The 17,559-nt window shown below is 36.5% G+C and carries 11 protein-coding genes, 16 tRNA genes and 1 rRNA gene; 27 read left to right on the top strand and 1 reads right to left on the bottom strand.

What is annotated here, in order from left to right:
• The 25 genes from rrf to yhbH form a co-directional block, all read left to right on the top strand.
• Positions 1-103 (top strand): 5S ribosomal RNA (rrf, locus tag ACFQZ1_RS13615); the annotation flags it as partial.
• Positions 104-112: 9 nt separating this feature from the next.
• Positions 113-187 (top strand) — tRNA-Asn (locus ACFQZ1_RS13620).
• A 3-nt stretch (positions 188-190) separates the two neighbouring features.
• Positions 191-282: transfer RNA gene (locus ACFQZ1_RS13625), tRNA-Ser, on the top strand.
• A 9-nt stretch (positions 283-291) separates the two neighbouring features.
• Positions 292-366, top strand: a tRNA-Glu gene (locus ACFQZ1_RS13630).
• 4 nt (positions 367-370) lie between these two features.
• Positions 371-446 (top strand) — tRNA-Val (locus ACFQZ1_RS13635).
• Between the two features lie 20 nt (positions 447-466).
• Positions 467-543, top strand: a tRNA-Met gene (locus tag ACFQZ1_RS13640).
• A gap of 2 nt (positions 544-545) precedes the next feature.
• A tRNA-Asp gene (locus tag ACFQZ1_RS13645) sits at positions 546-621 on the top strand.
• An 8-nt stretch (positions 622-629) separates the two neighbouring features.
• Positions 630-705: transfer RNA gene (locus ACFQZ1_RS13650), tRNA-Phe, on the top strand.
• 20 nt (positions 706-725) lie between these two features.
• A tRNA-Thr gene (locus ACFQZ1_RS13655) sits at positions 726-801 on the top strand.
• An 8-nt stretch (positions 802-809) separates the two neighbouring features.
• Positions 810-893: transfer RNA gene (locus ACFQZ1_RS13660), tRNA-Tyr, on the top strand.
• A 14-nt stretch (positions 894-907) separates the two neighbouring features.
• A tRNA-Trp gene (locus ACFQZ1_RS13665) sits at positions 908-981 on the top strand.
• A 10-nt stretch (positions 982-991) separates the two neighbouring features.
• Positions 992-1,067, top strand: a tRNA-His gene (locus tag ACFQZ1_RS13670).
• A 114-nt stretch (positions 1,068-1,181) separates the two neighbouring features.
• Positions 1,182-1,256 (top strand) — tRNA-Gln (locus ACFQZ1_RS13675).
• 5 nt (positions 1,257-1,261) lie between these two features.
• A tRNA-Gly gene (locus tag ACFQZ1_RS13680) sits at positions 1,262-1,336 on the top strand.
• Positions 1,337-1,346: 10 nt separating this feature from the next.
• A tRNA-Cys gene (locus ACFQZ1_RS13685) sits at positions 1,347-1,420 on the top strand.
• Between the two features lie 6 nt (positions 1,421-1,426).
• Positions 1,427-1,508: transfer RNA gene (locus tag ACFQZ1_RS13690), tRNA-Leu, on the top strand.
• Positions 1,509-1,715: 207 nt separating this feature from the next.
• On the top strand, positions 1,716-2,483 hold the full coding sequence (locus ACFQZ1_RS13695) for a transglycosylase domain-containing protein (protein WP_377882729.1): 768 nt from the start codon (positions 1,716-1,718) through the stop codon (positions 2,481-2,483).
• Between the two features lie 193 nt (positions 2,484-2,676).
• A complete protein-coding gene (locus ACFQZ1_RS13700; protein WP_377882730.1) occupies positions 2,677-3,327 on the top strand; it encodes a DsbA family protein in 651 nt (216 codons plus the stop codon).
• Between the two features lie 113 nt (positions 3,328-3,440).
• A tRNA-Gly gene (locus ACFQZ1_RS13705) sits at positions 3,441-3,514 on the top strand.
• 480 nt (positions 3,515-3,994) lie between these two features.
• Positions 3,995-5,134 carry a tRNA epoxyqueuosine(34) reductase QueG gene (gene queG, locus ACFQZ1_RS13710; protein WP_377882731.1) on the top strand — a complete coding sequence of 380 codons (1,140 nt, stop codon included), beginning with the start codon at positions 3,995-3,997 and terminating at the stop codon, positions 5,132-5,134.
• Positions 5,135-5,182: 48 nt separating this feature from the next.
• Positions 5,183-6,079: an amidase domain-containing protein gene (locus ACFQZ1_RS13715; RefSeq protein WP_377882733.1), complete on the top strand. Its 897-nt coding sequence runs from the start codon at positions 5,183-5,185 to the stop codon at positions 6,077-6,079.
• A 55-nt stretch (positions 6,080-6,134) separates the two neighbouring features.
• Entirely contained in the window at positions 6,135-6,623 is a 489-nt protein-coding gene (gene trmL, locus ACFQZ1_RS13720; protein WP_377882734.1) for a tRNA (uridine(34)/cytosine(34)/5-carboxymethylaminomethyluridine(34)-2'-O)-methyltransferase TrmL, read from the top strand.
• A 135-nt stretch (positions 6,624-6,758) separates the two neighbouring features.
• Positions 6,759-8,840, top strand: coding sequence for an EAL domain-containing protein (locus tag ACFQZ1_RS13725; RefSeq protein WP_377882736.1), 2,082 nt, complete (start codon positions 6,759-6,761; stop codon positions 8,838-8,840).
• A 310-nt stretch (positions 8,841-9,150) separates the two neighbouring features.
• On the top strand, positions 9,151-11,046 hold the full coding sequence (locus ACFQZ1_RS13730) for a PrkA family serine protein kinase (protein ID WP_377882737.1): 1,896 nt from the start codon (positions 9,151-9,153) through the stop codon (positions 11,044-11,046).
• A 366-nt stretch (positions 11,047-11,412) separates the two neighbouring features.
• Complete coding sequence (yhbH, locus tag ACFQZ1_RS13735) at positions 11,413-12,588, top strand: sporulation protein YhbH (protein ID WP_377882738.1); 1,176 nt, start codon at positions 11,413-11,415, stop codon at positions 12,586-12,588.
• A gap of 59 nt (positions 12,589-12,647) precedes the next feature.
• Here yhbH and ACFQZ1_RS13740 read toward each other — a convergent pair whose 3' ends face one another.
• A complete protein-coding gene (locus ACFQZ1_RS13740) occupies positions 12,648-13,910 on the bottom strand; it encodes a Rossmann-fold NAD(P)-binding domain-containing protein (RefSeq protein WP_377882739.1) in 1,263 nt (420 codons plus the stop codon).
• A gap of 1,486 nt (positions 13,911-15,396) precedes the next feature.
• Here ACFQZ1_RS13740 and ACFQZ1_RS13745 point away from each other — a divergent pair.
• Both ACFQZ1_RS13745 and ACFQZ1_RS13750 read left to right on the top strand, forming a co-directional pair.
• A complete protein-coding gene (locus tag ACFQZ1_RS13745) occupies positions 15,397-15,939 on the top strand; it encodes an NfeD family membrane protein (protein WP_377882740.1) in 543 nt (180 codons plus the stop codon).
• A gap of 12 nt (positions 15,940-15,951) precedes the next feature.
• Positions 15,952-17,478 (top strand): flotillin lipid rafts scaffold protein FloT, encoded by a 1,527-nt coding sequence (locus tag ACFQZ1_RS13750; RefSeq protein WP_377882887.1) that lies wholly within the window; start codon positions 15,952-15,954, stop codon positions 17,476-17,478.
• Positions 17,479-17,559: the final 81 nt, after the last annotated feature.

Raw genomic sequence — 17,559 nt, forward strand, 5'->3', positions numbered from 1 at the left:
GCAGAGAGGTCACACCCGTTCCCATACCGAACACGGAAGTTAAGCTCTCTAGCGCCGATGGTAGTTGGGACTTTGTCCCTGTGAGAGTAGGACGTTGCCAGGCTGGTATTATTCCGCAGTAGCTCAGTGGTAGAGCTATCGGCTGTTAACCGATCGGTCGTAGGTTCGAGTCCTACCTGCGGAGCCAATTGGAGAGCTGTCCGAGATGGCCGAAGGAGCACGATTGGAAATCGTGTATACGTCATAAGCGTATCAAGGGTTCGAATCCCTTGCTCTCCGCCATAACATTTTGGCCCGTTGGTCAAGTGGTTAAGACACCGCCCTTTCACGGCGGTAACACGGGTTCGAATCCCGTACGGGTCACCACTTTGGAGGATTAGCTCAGCTGGGAGAGCACCTGCCTTACAAGCAGGGGGTCGGCGGTTCGATCCCGTCATCCTCCACCATATAAATTTATAAATATCGTCGCGGGGTGGAGCAGTCTGGTAGCTCGTCGGGCTCATAACCCGAAGGTCGCAGGTTCAAATCCTGTCCCCGCAACCAATGGTCCCGTGGTGTAGTGGTTAACATGCCTGCCTGTCACGCAGGAGATCGCCGGTTCGACCCCGGTCGGGACCGCCATTTATGAAGGCTCGGTAGCTCAGTCGGTAGAGCAGAGGACTGAAAATCCTCGTGTCGGCGGTTCGATTCCGTCCCGAGCCACCATTTTAGATATATTTGATAATGCCGGCTTAGCTCAATTGGTAGAGCAACTGACTTGTAATCAGTAGGTTGGGGGTTCAAGTCCTCTAGCCGGCACCATGTAAGTCGGAGGGGTAGCGAAGTGGCTAAACGCGGCGGACTGTAAATCCGCTCCTTCGGGTTCGGCAGTTCGAATCTGCCCCCCTCCACCATTTACATTTTATATAGGGGCATAGTTTAACGGTAGAACAGAGGTCTCCAAAACCTCCGGCGTGGGTTCGATTCCTACTGCCCCTGCCAACACAGCATGGCGGCTGTGGCGAAGTGGTTAACGCATCGGATTGTGGCTCCGACACTCGTGGGTTCGATTCCCATCAGTCGCCCCATTTTTAAGTATTACTTTACAAGTCATATTAATTGTGATAATATACTAAATGTCGAGTTTGGATATTTAGAGTAATAAAAATGATAATAAATCATATAATGTATTAATAATTCGATGGGCTATAGCCAAGCGGTAAGGCAACGGACTTTGACTCCGTCATGCGCTGGTTCGAATCCAGCTAGCCCAGCCATTTTTGCGGAAGTAGTTCAGTGGTAGAATACAACCTTGCCAAGGTTGGGGTCGCGGGTTCGAATCCCGTCTTCCGCTCCAAATTTAATATGGCGGCATAGCCAAGTGGTAAGGCAGAGGTCTGCAAAACCTTTACCACCGGTTCGAATCCGGTTGCCGCCTCCATATTATGCCGATGTGGCGGAATTGGCAGACGCGCACGACTCAAAATCGTGTTCCGTAAGGAGTGTCGGTTCGACCCCGACCATCGGTACTGTTTAGACGAGATTACTCGTTTTTTTTTTTGACTTATAGTATATCAAGCGTTTTCTACTGTAGTAGAAGACGCTTTTTTTCTTTCGAGTAATTTCTCTTACAACTTTGTAAGGAAGTTGTAAGAGAAATCGATTGGATATTTTTAAAAAGCAAGGTATTCTTAAATTAAGAACATTGAATGTTAGAGAAACGGGGGGTGTCTGTCGTGAAAGAACGAACAGTATCTCGTACTGCTTTTGATCACAATATTACTTTAACTGCGAGAACAAAATTTTTTTATAAAGCTCTTATATTATTATTAATACTATGCTGTGCATTATTATTTGCTGGAAATAAAATGATTGAACAAAAAGATATAAGTAAATTGAAAGTACCTGTTCATTTTGAGGTGCCAGAGCAGTTAGGGAATGCATTTATTGCAACTGAAGATAAGCGCTTCTATCATCATAATGGGTTAGACTATATTGCAATTGTTAGAGCGGCAGTGGAAAATATAAAGGCGGGCGGTGTTGTACAAGGTGGCAGTACAATAACTCAGCAGCTTGCCAAAAATGTTTTTTTAACAAAAGACCGAACATTTTCTCGTAAATGGAATGAAGTTTTCTATACAAAAAAAATTGAACGAACATTTACGAAAAATGAGATTTTAAAACTGTACTTAAGCAATATTTATTATGGAGAAGGAGCATGGGGAGTTGAGAATGCGGCGAAGCTTTATTTTGGTAAAACGGTAGATCAATTAACATTAAGTGAAAGTGCTATGCTTGCAGCTGTTGTGAAAGCTCCTACTTATTATTCGCCTGTACAGCACTATGATAAAGCTGTAGAAAGACGTAATATTGTGTTAAAGCTTATGGAACGGGAAGGATATATTACTCACGCGGAGTATGTACAAGCTGCAAATGAAAAGCTTATTATTCGTAATGATATTCCAAAAAATCAACCAGTACAGCATGTAAAAGCGGCTAGTTAAGAGTAAGTTCAAAATGAACTTACTCTTTTTTTCATGAATGAATTCTAGAAAAGTGAGACACAATATTGTCACATTTGCTTAATTTTGATTATTTTGTGAGCGACTTCAATGGACTGTTTATATGAGAATTGATATCATGATTATTGTGTGTATAAGTAGCATACAAAGAATAAAACATTAAAGAGGAATGTGTATGAAATCAAAAAATATTATGATTCTTGGCGTTGTTTTTTCTATTGCAGTGCTTATTGTAATTGGTACTATTGCATATAGCATTGTGAGTAATAAGACGGAAAATGGAAAAGATACATTTTTATATGGTACACAACAATCGTTAGGAGAGAAAGATGCTCCAATTCATATTGTTGAGTTTGGAGATTTTAAATGTCCAGCTTGTCGCACATGGGATTCAACGGTATTCCCACGTTTAAAAGAAGAGTATATTAACAAAGGAAAAGTTCAGATGCACTTTATTAACTTTCCATTCATTGGAAAAGATTCTAATATAGGGGCAGCAGCTGGGGAAGCAATTTATAAGCAAGATCCAAAAGCTTTTTGGACATTTTATGATGAAATATATCAAAATCAAAAGAATGAAAACGAAGAGTGGATTACAGAGGATCTATTAGTAAATATAGTAAAGCAAAAGCTTCCTAGTATTGATATAACGGAGTTTAAAAAGGACTTAAATAGTAAGGAAATAAAAGATAAAGTACAGAAGGATTTTGACCTTGCTCAGAAATTAAAGGTACAAGGTGCACCATCCATATACGTAAACGGTAAGCTTGTTAATCCAGACTACGATAGTATTAAAGCTGCAATTGAGAAAGAATCGAAAAAGTGATGAATACTTCATCACTTTTTCGACTTTTTTCGATAAAATTCTTGCAACACCTAATATTCCATGTTATACTTCTTAACATAAGTTAACAAAGAATTAACATTTTCTTTATATTTGCGGGTGTAGTTTAGTGGTAAAACAAGAGCCTTCCAAGCTCTGGTCGAGAGTTCGATTCTCTTCACCCGCTCCAAATCTCATTCCAAATTCCCATAATTATTGTGATCAACGCAGTGTTTCGTTTCTTAGATAAACGAGGTATTGCGTTTTTTTATGTTTGGAATGCATGAATATACGTGAAAATAGTAATGTGGAATTTCCTATAATATATATTGTTATAACAAAGTGAAATGTTTATCAGTGAATATATTAAGAAGCGGTGAATCGTTTGTAAATATAAATGAAACATAATTAATGAGGACATTAAAGCGTGAACAGCGACCTCTATATGGATTCTATAAAAAGAAAGGTGGTAAAACTGTTACTGAAAAGAGGCGGAACCTCAATAAGCAGAGTATGTTGTATGAATTTAATTAATCAACATATATACCAGTAACTAGGCGGAAATTTACGCCTATGGAACTATACAAGCCAAAGTGCCGAGGTAGGGTTTGTAGAAGCAGGAAAACTCTGAATGGGTATGTTTGTACACATTTTCAGTAGCAGAGTAAGTGTGAACTTCGAACAATTAAAGCAAGATGTGATAGCTTATAGTAAAACAATCGGAATTGATAAAATAGGTTTTGCGAGTGCTTCACCATTTGAAGAGTTAAAGCAACGACTGGTGCAGCAACAACAATTAGGATATCAATCTGGATTTGAAGAATCAGATATAGAAAAAAGAACGAATCCGCAATTATTATTACCAGGTGCAAAATCAATTATTGCGATTGCGTTGGCTTACCCTTCAAAATTGAAAAATGCGCCGCTAAGTAAACGAGGTGAGCGACGAGGTATTTTTTGTCGTGCTTCTTGGGGGAAAGATTATCATCTTATTTTACGGGATCGTTTAGAGAAACTAGAGGCATATTTAATTGAACGTTTGCCAGAGATAGAAGTAAAGTCGATGGTAGATACGGGAGAATTAAGTGATCGAGCTGTTTCAGAGCGAGCGGGTATTGGGTGGAGTGCAAAGAACTGCTCCATTATCACGCCAGAGTTTGGTTCGTATGTCTATTTAGGTGAAATGATTACAAATATTCCTTTTCCACCAGATACTCCAATTGAAGATCAGTGTGGCAGCTGTACAAAATGCATAGATGTGTGTCCAACAGGAGCGCTTGTACAAGGGGGACAATTAAATTCCCAAAAATGTATTGCATTTTTAACTCAAACGAAAGGTTTTCTTCCAGAAGAATATCGAGATAAAATTGGAAATCGCATTTACGGGTGTGATACGTGTCAAACAGTTTGTCCCAAAAACAAAGGAAAAGACTTTCACAATCATCCGGAAATGGAGCCGGATCCAGAGCTCGTAAAGCCGTTATTAAAACCGCTTCTTACGATTAGCAATCGTGATTTTAAAGAAAATTATGGCATTATGTCTGGATCATGGCGGGGAAAAAAGCCATTGCAGAGAAATGCGATTTTGGCGCTTGCACATTTTAAAGATACGACTGCTATTCCCGATTTGGTTGCCTTAATGAAAGAAGATCCTCGTCCTGTTATTCGTGGAACAGCGGCGTGGGCATTAGGTAAAATTGGTGGAGAAGGGGTGCAAGAGGCTATTGAAAAAGCAAAAGAGCGGGAGAAAGATGAGGAAGTACTTCATGAAATGAATCGTGGTCTTGAACTATTAGGTGAGAAAAAGTAGCAGATTCTTCCTCGTTCCCTCATATTGTAATAGGGGGAGGGATACGCTATGTCTATAAAACAGCACCTTCAAGAATGTCTTCAAAGGCAATTGGATTATATAACAAATAAACGTATTGATAAACAAGAAATTTCAGATGATATTGTTGATATGCTACAACGTAAACGGGGGCTCTGTAAGCAGCGAAATGCTGAAATTGTAAAGAGCAATGCCAATGTATCTTTTATTAGACAGTTAAAAGGTATTAACTATGATGAGGTGGATTATCAAATTCATTTTCAGTATTTAATTCGTCATCATCATTTATTTTATGTAGAAGAAGAACTAATGGAGAGGCGTTTACGATTAGAAGCTGGGTGTATCACGCAAGATATAATGCTTGGAACGTCAATGGATGAACAGAAAATTGGAACGCTAGAACGTGAAATAACAAAGGGAAAAGGAGAATATATCCCATACAGTTATAATCGATTAGAGGCAGTGAAATATGCAGAGCGTTGGTGGGATGACCGCAATCCAGCTTATCAAAACTTCCCTGATAATTGCACAAATTATATTTCACAATGTCTTCATGCTGGGGAAACACCGATGACTGGGTATCCGAATATTCGCAGTGGATGGTGGCAGCAAAATAACCAATGGAGCTGGAGTTGGGCGGTAGCTCATTCTTTTCATTGGTACTTATCAAGTGCTTCCATGGGACTTCGAGCAAAACAGATGGAGAAACCAGAGGATCTTATGCTCGGAGATGTGATCGTATATGATTTTGAAAATGATGGAAGATGGAATCATACAACGATTGTCGTAGCAAAAGATGCGAATGGTATGCCTCTTGTAAATGCCCATTCTGCTAATAGCCGCATGCGTTATTGGAATTATGAAGATTCAAGTAAGTATACACCGCAAATGAAATATAAGTTTTTTCATATTCTCGATAACGACTAGAGATTTTTTGTCCAAGTGGTATAATACGTAGTAGAAAAAGATTGAGGTGAACATTGTGGGAATACATGTTGTTTTATATCAACCAGAAATTCCAGCGAATACAGGTAATATCGCACGTACTTGTGCAGCAACAGGTACGGAATTACATTTAATTAGACCGCTCGGATTTTCTACTGACGATAAAGCGTTAAAGCGTGCTGGATTAGATTATTGGGAACACGTAAAAATTACGTATTATGATTCTATTGAGGAATTTTATGAAAAAAATGCAAATGGTGAGTTTTTCTACTTAACGAAGTATGGTGAGAAAGCACACACAACATTTGATTATGGCAATGTAGAACAAGATTACTATTTCGTATTTGGAAGAGAAACAAATGGTCTTCCAGCAAATGTGATTGAACAGAATTTTGATCATTGCTTACGCATCCCAATGACTGATAAGGTCCGTTCTTTAAACTTATCTAATACTGCAGCAATTTTAATTTATGAGGCATTGCGCCAGCAAAATTATCCAGGATTAGATGTAGAAATTGTTTATTAAAAACCGTCATATGACGGTTTTTTTTTGGGGGAAGAAAATTAATATTTTTGATAAAAATTTGCATCTGTTTAAAAAAACGACAAATTCCGTTAAAATAGTATATATAAATACAAAATAAGACAGGTTGCGATGCTAATGAAAGAATTATTTACAAACAAGAGAAGTATAGTTAACTCTTTACATGGCATAGATATGAATTTAATACACCAAGGCTTGCTTCATGCCATTCAAGATTTCGTGTTTATTGTAAAAGTTGTAGAAAATAAATGGTTCCAATACATATATATAAATGAAAAAGGGATGCAACATTCGAGGTTAGATGAAAGTTGTTACGGTAAAATATTGCAAGAGGTATTACCTTCAGATCTGGCCCATTCGTTACAAGTAAGATATGAGGATGCTTTACAAAATAAAAAAGTAAGTACGTTTCGTGACTCTATGATTCTAGATACAGGAGAAATTTCACATTATGAGTCATTGCTATATCCAATATGTTCAATCGATGGTATATGCCAATATATTATTTGTATTACACGTAATATTACCGCTCAGTTACAAGAGAAGACAGAGATGCAAGAAAAGAAAATGTTCTTTCAATCCTTATTAGAATATGATGATGATGCTATTATATCGCTTGATTTGACAGGACACATCATATATATGAACTCTGCAACAAATAAGATTTTTGGTTACGGAGCTACTGAGTTGAGCAATCAATCTATTTTTCAATATCTTGAAGAAGATATAATGAACAAGTTTCAACCCATGTTTCAAGATGCAGTACAAGGCTATTCTAAACAAGCTTTTGTACAAAAATACGAACACAAAAATGGACATAAATCGTATATATCGCTAAAAACAGTTCCAATTATTGTTAATGATAATATTACTGGTGTGTATGTCATAGCACGAGATATTACGAAGCAGATACTACATGAACGGAAAACAGAGTATTTAGCTTATCATGATCAATTGACAGGCTTATTGAATCATATTTCCTGTACAGAAATTCTAGCTCGTTTGTTAAGAGAAAAAAAGAGATTTACAATTATTTGTATAGACTTAGATCAGTTTCATTTGATCAATGATATATTCGGTTATGAAACTGGAGACGAAGTATTAAAAAAAGTGGCAAGACGTTTAAAATCTCTTCTTCCAAAGGAAGCATATCTCTTTCGAGAGCATGGTAATCAATTTGTGATTGTAAAAGAACATACAGATAAAGAGTGCGTTGAAAAACTTGTTCGGATGTTATTAAAAGGAATGGAGAAGCGTTTTGTCATAAAGGAAGAGGAAGTATATATAAATGCTTCTATTGGAATTGTAATGTCACCTACAGACGGAGAAGATGAGAAAATATTATTAAAATGTGCGGACGTAGCATTAGTACATGCAAAAGAGCAAGGAAAAGGTAACTATAGCTTCTACCATTGCGGTCTCAATGCGCAGCGTGAGAAACAATTTATGATGGAAAATCAATTGCATCAAGCTCTAGAGCGTAATGAGTTTACAGTATATTATCAGCCGCAAATTAATATTGTAACAGAAGAGATGGTAGGGATGGAAGCCTTGCTTCGCTGGAACAATAAAGAACTCGGAAATGTATCACCTGAAGAGTTTATTCCACTTGCAGAAAAAACGGGATTTATTCTTAAAATTGATGAGTGGGTATTACATGAAGTGTGCAGACAAATACGTGAATGGTTGGACAAGGGGATTGCTCCTGTACCAATTGCGGTAAATATTTCTGCAAAGCATTTTCGTTCTTTTAAATTAATAGAGACCATTACGAATGCTTTAACGACATATCGTATTCCGCCGCATTTACTAACAATTGAAATTACAGAAGGAGCTTTAATGCATAAAGAATTATCAGAGAAAGTGCTTCTTCGCTTAAAAGAGAAGAAGTTGGAAATTCATCTTGATGATTTTGGAACAGGATATTCGTCGCTTAGCTATTTAAAACAATATCCAATTGATACTTTAAAAATTGATCGATCTTTTATGCAAGAAGTAGGTACGGATGAAAAGGGGACAAATATTACAACAGCTATTATTGATCTTGCTCACACATTAGGGTTGAATGTCATTGCTGAAGGAGTGGAGGAGGCAGAACAAATTCAATTCTTGAAAGAAAAAAATGCAATTTTAGCCCAAGGCTATTATTTTAATAAGCCTCTTTCGATAAGCGATATTGAGAGGCTTTATTTTAGATAGACAAAAAGTGATGAGCATTAAGCTCATCACTTTTTATTTTGTTCCTGGCTTATCATTGTATCCTGATGTAAAAATGGCAGTGAGAAATGTGAGCATAACACCTAAAATTAATAAAAGTTTCATAAGAATTTAGCCTCCCATCCATATTCATCCACCGTTACTTGTATTATAACGAATTTTCTTTCAATTTTGGTAATAAAATTTATAAAGTTTGTGTGTGATTTCATTTTGATTCGTATGAATGTTTAAGGACATCCTCGCATACTTTTATAATAATCCGATTGAACAAGGAGATGGGGGAGGAGCTATAATGGATATTTTAAAGAAAATCGAACAGCACCGGGAAGCAGAAGAACGCTTAAAATGGGAAGGTACATTTGCTGACTATTTAGAAATTCTTAAAGAAAGACCATGGGTGGCGCAAACAGCACATTCTCGTATTTATAATATGATTAAGGATGCTGGAATTGAGGAAGTAGATGGCCGAAAAAAATACAATTTCTTTAGTAATCAATTATTTGGATTAGAAGAAGCATTAGAGCGCCTTGTAGAAGAGTATTTTCATCCATCTGCAAAACGTTTAGATGTAAGAAAACGGATTTTATTATTAATGGGACCAGTTAGTGGCGGGAAATCTACGTTGGTTACGATGTTAAAGCGTGGATTAGAGGCATATTCGCATACAGATCGAGGCTCGGTTTTTGCAATAAAAGGGTGCCCAATGCATGAAGACCCGCTGCATCTTATTCCTCACCATTTACGTGATGATTTTTATGCAGAGTATGGCGTGCGAATTGAAGGAAACTTATCACCATTAAACTTAATGCGTCTAGAGCAAGAGTATGGAGGCAGAATTGAAGATGTAATTGTAGAGCGTATTTTCTTCTCGGAAGATCGCAGAACAGGGATTGGAACATTTAGTCCATCTGATCCTAAATCACAGGATATTGCTGATTTAACAGGTAGCATTGATTTTTCTACTATTGCTGAATTTGGTTCAGAATCAGATCCACGTGCTTATCGGTTTGATGGAGAATTGAATAAAGCGAACCGTGGAATGATGGAATTTCAAGAGATGTTAAAATGTGACGAAAAGTTTTTATGGCATTTATTATCATTAACACAAGAAGGGAATTTTAAAGCAGGCCGGTTTGCACTGATTTCGGCAGATGAATTAATTGTTGCACATACAAACGAAACAGAATATCGTTCTTTTATTTCTAATAAGAAAAATGAAGCACTTCATTCACGGATTATTGTAATGCCAATCCCATATAATTTACGAGTAAGTGAGGAAGAGCATATTTATGAGAAAATGATTCATGAGAGTGATGTTGCCAATGTCCATATTGCACCGCATACATTTCGCGTTGCAGCAATGTTTACAATCTTAACACGCTTAAAAGATCCGAAGCGGCCAGACATCGATTTAATTAAGAAAATGCGTTTATATGATGGTGAAATGGTAGAAGGATACAATGCTATTGATGTAGAGGAACTGCAGCGCGAATATCAAGATGAAGGTATGAGTGGAATTGATCCGCGTTATGTTATCAATCGTATTTCTTCTACAATTATTCGTAAAGAAGTAGCATCAATTAATGCTTTAGATGTACTACGTTCTTTAAAGGATGGATTAGATCAACATCCATCTATTAGCAATGAAGATCGTGAGCGCTATATGAATTTCATTTCATTAGCACGTAAAGAGTATGATGAAATTGCGAAGAAAGAAGTACAAAAAGCATTTGTATATTCTTATGAAGAATCTGCGAAGACACTTATGGATAATTATTTAGATAACGTAGAAGCATACTGCAATAAATCGAAACTACGCGATCCATTAACTGGAGAAGAAATGAGTGCGGATGAAAAACTTATGCGCTCTATTGAAGAACAAATTGGTATTTCTGAAAATGCGAAGAAAGCGTTCCGTGAAGAGATTTTAATTCGTATCTCTGCATATGCTCGCAAAGGGAAGCGATTTGATTATAATTCACATGAGCGTCTTCGTGAAGCAATCCAGAAGAAACTATTTGCCGATTTGAAGGATGTTGTGAAGATTACGACTTCAACGAAAACGCCGGATGAAAATCAGCTGAAGAAAATTAATAATGTTGTAGCACGATTAATTGATGAACATGGCTATAATTCCACATCTGCAAACGAATTACTGCGTTATGTAGGTAGCTTGTTAAATCGATAATAATCCTAGTCATAGAAAAAGAAAAGCTGTCTCTTGGAAAGGGGCAGTTTTTTTATATTTTGTTTTCGACTATAAGAGGTGCTTGTCTACTATGAGTAAATTTAAATGCAATCTTATGAATTTATTTGTCAATTATTTTCACCACGAGCATATGATAGAGTAACCAACCATTCATACAGAAAAAGGCCAACACAATACAATATGTTGTGCAACTGGAAAGTGTGCAACAATGCATTGTGTTTCTTTCTTAATTATGAAAGTGTATTAGTTTTTATTAGTGTGAAAGTAAATTTTTCTCGGTAGGATTTTCATGTTCGAATCTGTGTTTAAGTGAAAGTATAAAAATTAATGTAAGGAGGGAAAGAAATGGCAGAAGAAAATCAATATAATTATACGGTTTCACAGGAAAATTGGTCCCTCCATCGTAAAGGGCACGATGATCAACAACGTCATCAAGAAAAAGTACAAGAGGCAATAAAAAATAATTTACCAGACCTTGTTACAGAAGAAAGTATTATTATGTCCAATGGTAGGGATGTTGTGAAAATACCAATTCGTTCACTAGATGAATATAAAATTCGTTATAACTATGATAAGAATAAGCATGTTGGTCAAGGAACTGGTGATAGTAAAGTCGGGGATGTTGTAGCGAGAGATGGATCTAGTGGTCAAAAGCAAAAAGGACCAGGGAAAGGGCAAGGAGCGGGAGACTCTGCAGGAGAAGATTACTATGAGGCAGAGGTGTCGATTTTAGAGCTTGAGCAAGCGTTTTTTAAGGAATTAGAGCTTCCTAACTTAAAGCGGAAAGAACTGGATGAAAATCGTATTGAACACATTGAATTTAACGACATTCGTAAAATGGGTCTTTGGGGGAACATTGATAAAAAGCGGACAATGATTTCCGCTTATAAACGAAATGCAATGAATGGAAATCCAGCTTTTCACCCGATTAAAAGAGAGGATTTAAAATTCCGTACGTGGAATGAAGTGTTGAAACCAGAATCAAAAGCTGTTGTGTTAGCAATGATGGATACGAGCGGTTCGATGGGGCTTTGGGAAAAATATATGGCTCGTAGCTTTTTCTTCTGGATGGCTCGGTTTTTACGTACAAAATATGAAACAGTAGATATTGAATTTATCGCACACCATACAGAAGCAAAAGTTGTTACTGAAGAAGAGTTTTTTTCAAAAGGTGAAAGCGGTGGAACAATTTGTTCATCAGCATACAGAAAAGCATTAGAACTGATTGAAACAAAATATTCTCCGGAACGCTATAACATATATCCGTTTCACTTCTCGGATGGAGATAATTTAACATCTGATAATGCCCGTTGTGTGAAACTTGTGCAAGAGTTAATGAAAGTATCTAACATGTTTGGGTACGGAGAAGTGAATCAGTATAATCGTCACAGTACACTCATGTCAGCATATAAAAACGTAAAAGATGAGAAGTTTCGCTATTATATTTTAAAACAAAAAGCTGACGTGTTTCATGCGATGAAGAGCTTTTTCCGAGAAGAATCGAATGAGAAGATGGCTTGAACCCCTAAGTGCAGGGGTTTTTGTTTTTAAGTGAAACCAAAAAGATTGAGTAGAAAAAACTACTCAATCTTTTTTATACGATCAAATAATAAACCATCTGTTGTATTATTTTCTCCTATTACAAAATCTTTCATATAATAAGAAAGATACTGACCATACTTTGAATCCGTATTTAACAGAAGTTCATCTACAAAATAACAACCAAGTGGTAAATCATCGAGTAAGAGGCTAGCGAGTGCACCGTAAACGCCGCAAGCCACTTGAAAATAAGTTGCATTTGTTCTGTATTGTGTATACACATTTTGGGTAGCGGTGGTGTTGTACATATATACCTCTTTGTCTTTATACACAAGTAGGACACCAATTAAATCTTCACCGATGAGTTGTCCATTTTCTGGATTTAATACGTGATGATCCCAGTTCCATAATTCATCAACATTATGTTGATTGTTATGAATTAATTGCGTCATATAATCATTGATACGATATAAAAAACCAACCTCCATGTCATATAACTTTCCGAGATTAATAACTTCTTCATGTCCCATTAAACAACCGTAAAACTGTTTCTCTCCTAACGTTACTTTAAATTCTTGTTCATAAGAGGTGTTACATAAAAGAATGGGAGTTTGATGTTTCATAAAAAGAGGATAGTTTAAAATACCTTCTTCTAAAAAACCTGCTGGAGACCATGTCGAGTATACGGTTTTTTCTTTGATAAGAGTTGGATCCTGATAGAAAGTTGTATCGTGTTCGACGATGAAGCAAGCGAGGGGGATTTCCGTAGGATTTTGCTTCATTAATTTAATTGCCATCCATTGGACGACACCGGGATTCATACCGGAACAAATAATGCCTGTCATTTTTGTGAAGGTAGGTTTATGTTCTTCAAAGAAATTTTGTCTTTCTAGTAAACTGAATCGCTTTATATGTTCATTCGCATCAATTGCTGGTGATTGCAATGCTGTATTAATATAATGTACGCCAAGTTCATTACAGCATGTCAACATTTCTACAGCATCAGCTAAGGAAGCATCAATAACCAGGGTTGTCCCCGTTTTTTGTAGATGATTTTGAAATAATGCGTTATCGCTTAGATCGAATATATGAAATGTAAAACTCTCGTATAATGCAGGATACATTTCTTTAAAATAGGATTGTGGTTTTTCCTTTATGTCAATTAAATGAATCGAACAGTTTTGCAATTGAGAGTATATAGGATTATGACTATCTTTCATGGCATGATTTAATAAAGATAAAAATGCACGAGCAGCGCCGCCGCTGCTTCCAAGTATAGTAAGAATGAGTTGTTCTTTTTTCATGTTTTCCCTCCTATGTGATTAAGATATTCTCTACACATAAGAAAGGCTTATTTGTTTGTCCATAAATGCATAAAAATCAGCGTCTATTTATAATACAGATTTTTGCTCTATGTTTATCCCGCATTAACGGGCAGTAAGACCCCCACCTCAAGATTCAGAGAGAGGCAAAGAAGATAGGTGGGGGATAACTGCCCGTAAAAGCCCGATTGGTTCAACTAACCGTCAGTGGGGGATGAAGAAAACCCCCACTGACGGAAGTTTCACTTTATCATTTCTAGCGATTTATCCCCCAACTCAAGCATGAAGCGGTAGGAGGGGGAGTTCAATACTTCTGTTTTCTGGATAAAGCCCCATCGCCATCAAGCTAAATTTTAATTCCTCAAAATACGAAGATTATATCTTTTTAAAGTTAACCATGAGTTATCAACCACACAGCCCTATTAAGTTAAGGTCAATTTATAAAAACTATCTTATATACCGAAAACAATACAACTACATATTAAAATTAGAAATGCAATTAATAAACTTTTAGGGAAATTTTCCATAGGATAAGACTCCTTTTTTATAGGATGCTTAATAGATTTTATCATAAATTGAATTAGAGAATAATAATAAAAGACATTGTTTCCACAATGTTTTAAAGTTTAAAGTAATATTTAATTCAATTCCAAATAAAATATCGAACTTGTCAGGATTCCGTGTTTTTTGTTCATTTTTTTGAACTCTTTATTTACAGAGTTTTGAATGTATACTTTTGTTGTGCAAACACAATGTACAAGTTCAAAGGAGTGAAGTTTTGTTTTTCCTGCGATAAAGTCTATTGAATCAAAAATAGCCATAGGTGATACTAAACTTGCTACAGCAGCAGTATTTTGTTTTGATAATTCGAGTTGATTCGCAGTATCTTTTATAAAAAATGTATAATTTTTAAAATGTAACATTATAATTTATTGATGCGTTCATAATGAATACATCAATAAATTATAGATAGTATAGGGATAAAATTGAGTTATAAAGAAAACACCAATATATATAAAACTTTACTTTTTATGTAAAAACTTGTATTCTATAAATATATAATATAGTGATTTATTTTCAGGAGGAGGCTGTCACCATAGCTTTCTCCTGTTCTTTTTTGGAGTCTGTGGTATAAGGCTCTTTTTTTAAGGATTAAATGATTGAAAATTAAGATAATAGGAGGGGATGCATGTGTGAAAAAGAATTGTGATCTTACTATTTGTCACATATTAATGGGGAAGTAAGCTCCTACCTCAAGAATGAGAAGAATCTGAAGAACTGCCTGTAGTTTCACTTTATCCCGCACTAACGGACAGTAAGCCCCCCACTTCAAGATTCAGAGAAAGCGAAGAAGATAGGTGGGGAATAACTGTCCGTAAGAGCTCGATTGGTTCATAACCATCAGTGGGGGATGAAGAAAACCCCCACTGATGGAAGTTTCACTTTATGTTGAAAGGAGTGAAGCAGTATGTTATTTAACGTTTCAATTGAAACAATTTATTTGTATGGGCTTATTATCACTGCAGCTATTGCCATTCTTTATTTGCTTTTTGGGGATATTTTAGAATCTCTTTTTAGTATATCAAGCGGAGCTACTTCTCCTTTTACACTGTTATTTAGTTTTCTTGCTATGCTATGTGGATTTGGCTACATATTAGAATATATATTTCCTTGGAGTAGTATTTCTATTTTTGTTATTTCTTTTTTTCTTGCACTTGTTGGCGTTATTACAATGAAAATGCTTGTTTTAGCACCAATTTCTAAGGCGGAGCAAAATACAATGCACCGCATGGAAGAATTTATTGGATGTAAGGGAGAAGTGATTATAACAATTCCAAAAGAAGGGCTAGGTGAGGTTTTGCTAGCTTCTCAATTTGGCAGTAATGCGATGCCAGCTAAAACGATAGGAAAGAAAGATATTTTACAAGGATCTTATGTCATTGTTGAAGCTGTGCAAGATGGTGTTTTGCTTGTGCAAAATTTAGCAATGTCTTTAAAGAAACCAAAATAATAAGGAGGATTTATTATGGTTCCATTAATTATTGGCGGTGTTTTATTAGCGATATTAGCCATTCTTATTTTAGTATTTATTACAAAATATCGAACGGTTGGGCCAGATGAAGCGCTGATTGTAACAGGTAGCGGTCTAGGAAGTGGGAAAAATGTTGTTACAACAGATGATGGTAAGAAGATTAAGATCATTCGCGGGGGCGGTACATTTGTTGTGCCAATTATGCAACAAGCAGAACCTCTTAGCTTATTAAACTATAAGTTAGAGGTAGGAACACGTGATACATATACGAAGCAGGGTGTTCCTGTAACAGTAAATGGTGTTTCGATTATTAAAGTGGGTTCTACAATTGAAGAAGTATCAACAGCAGCAGAGCAATATTTAGGAAAAGAAACAGAAGAGCTAAAGGTAGAGGCAAAAGAAGTGTTAGAAGGACATTTACGAGCAATTCTTTCTTCGATGACAGTAGAAGATGCGTATAGTAATAGAGAACAGTTTGCCCAGAAAGTACACGAGGTTGCTTCTACTGATTTGAAGAAGATGGGGCTACGCATTGTATCATTTACTATTAAAGAAATTAGTGATAAAAACGGATATTTAGATGCACTTGGCCAACCGCAAATTGCGACAGTAAAACGTGATGCACAAATTGCAAACGCAGAACGAGAAAAAGAGGCACGGATTGAAAAAGCGCGTGCCGAAAAAGAAGCAAAAGAAGCAGAGTATCAACGTGATGCACAAATCGCTGAAGCAGAGAAATATAAAGAACTAAAGGTGCAAGCATATAAAAGGGAGCAAGAACAAGCACGTGCTGATGCAGACCTTTCATATGAATTACAGCAAGCAAAGGCACAACAAGGTGTAACAGAAGAGCAAATGCGTGTAAAAATTATTGAGCGTGAAAAACAAATTGAATTAGAAGAAAAAGAAATTGCTCGCCGTGAAAAGCAATATGACGCAGAAGTGAAGAAAAAGGCAGATGCAGATCGTTATGCAGTTGAGCAAGCTGCGGAAGCAGAAAAAGTGAAACAAATTAAAAAAGCAGATGCAGATCAGTATAAAATTGAAGCGGAAGCAAGAGCACGTGCAGAAGAAGTACGTGTTGAAGGTTTAGCAAAAGCAGAAGTACAAAAAGCCCAAGGTACAGCAGAAGCAGATGTTATTAAACTAAAAGGTCTTGCAGAAGCAGAAGCAAAACAAAAAATTGCTGAAGCATTTGAACTATACGGTCAAGCAGCGATTATGGATATGGTACTGAAAATGTTACCAAGTTATGCGAAAGAAATTGCAAGCCCGCTTAGTAATATCGACAAAATTACAGTTGTGGATACAGGCGGCGGTGGAAAAAATAGCGGCGCTGGTAAAGTGGCAGGCTATGCAACAGATTTAATGGCAACGATGCAAGAAACATTAAAAGCTTCTTCAGGGATTGATTTGAAAGAATTGCTAGAGAGCTTCGCTGGAAAAGGTGCAGTGCAGCAGACACCGAAGGAAAAAATGGTTGTGCAAGTAGTTGAAGAAAACAAAGATAATAATTAGTTAAAAATAAGAAAACTCTAGACCATATTTATCAAGACCTAAATTCAAAAAAACTTAAAATATAAGGGTTGCAACATATTA

It is taken from the genome of Bacillus sp. CGMCC 1.60114, assembly GCF_042676365.1.
In the GTDB taxonomy this organism is placed as follows: Bacteria; Bacillota; Bacilli; order Bacillales; family Bacillaceae_G; genus Bacillus_A; species Bacillus_A rhizoplanae_A.

Coding starts and splice junctions, on each gene's coding strand:
- ACFQZ1_RS13700 (WP_377882730.1), top strand. CDS start 2,677: ATGAAATCAAAAAATATTATGATTCTTGGCGTTGTTTTTTCTATTGCA.
- ACFQZ1_RS13715 (WP_377882733.1), top strand. CDS start 5,183: ATGTCTATAAAACAGCACCTTCAAGAATGTCTTCAAAGGCAATTGGAT.
- ACFQZ1_RS13725 (WP_377882736.1), top strand. CDS start 6,759: ATGAAAGAATTATTTACAAACAAGAGAAGTATAGTTAACTCTTTACAT.
- ACFQZ1_RS13730 (WP_377882737.1), top strand. CDS start 9,151: ATGGATATTTTAAAGAAAATCGAACAGCACCGGGAAGCAGAAGAACGC.
- yhbH (WP_377882738.1), top strand. CDS start 11,413: ATGGCAGAAGAAAATCAATATAATTATACGGTTTCACAGGAAAATTGG.
- ACFQZ1_RS13740 (WP_377882739.1), bottom strand. CDS start 13,910: ATGAAAAAAGAACAACTCATTCTTACTATACTTGGAAGCAGCGGCGGC.
- ACFQZ1_RS13745 (WP_377882740.1), top strand. CDS start 15,397: ATGTTATTTAACGTTTCAATTGAAACAATTTATTTGTATGGGCTTATT.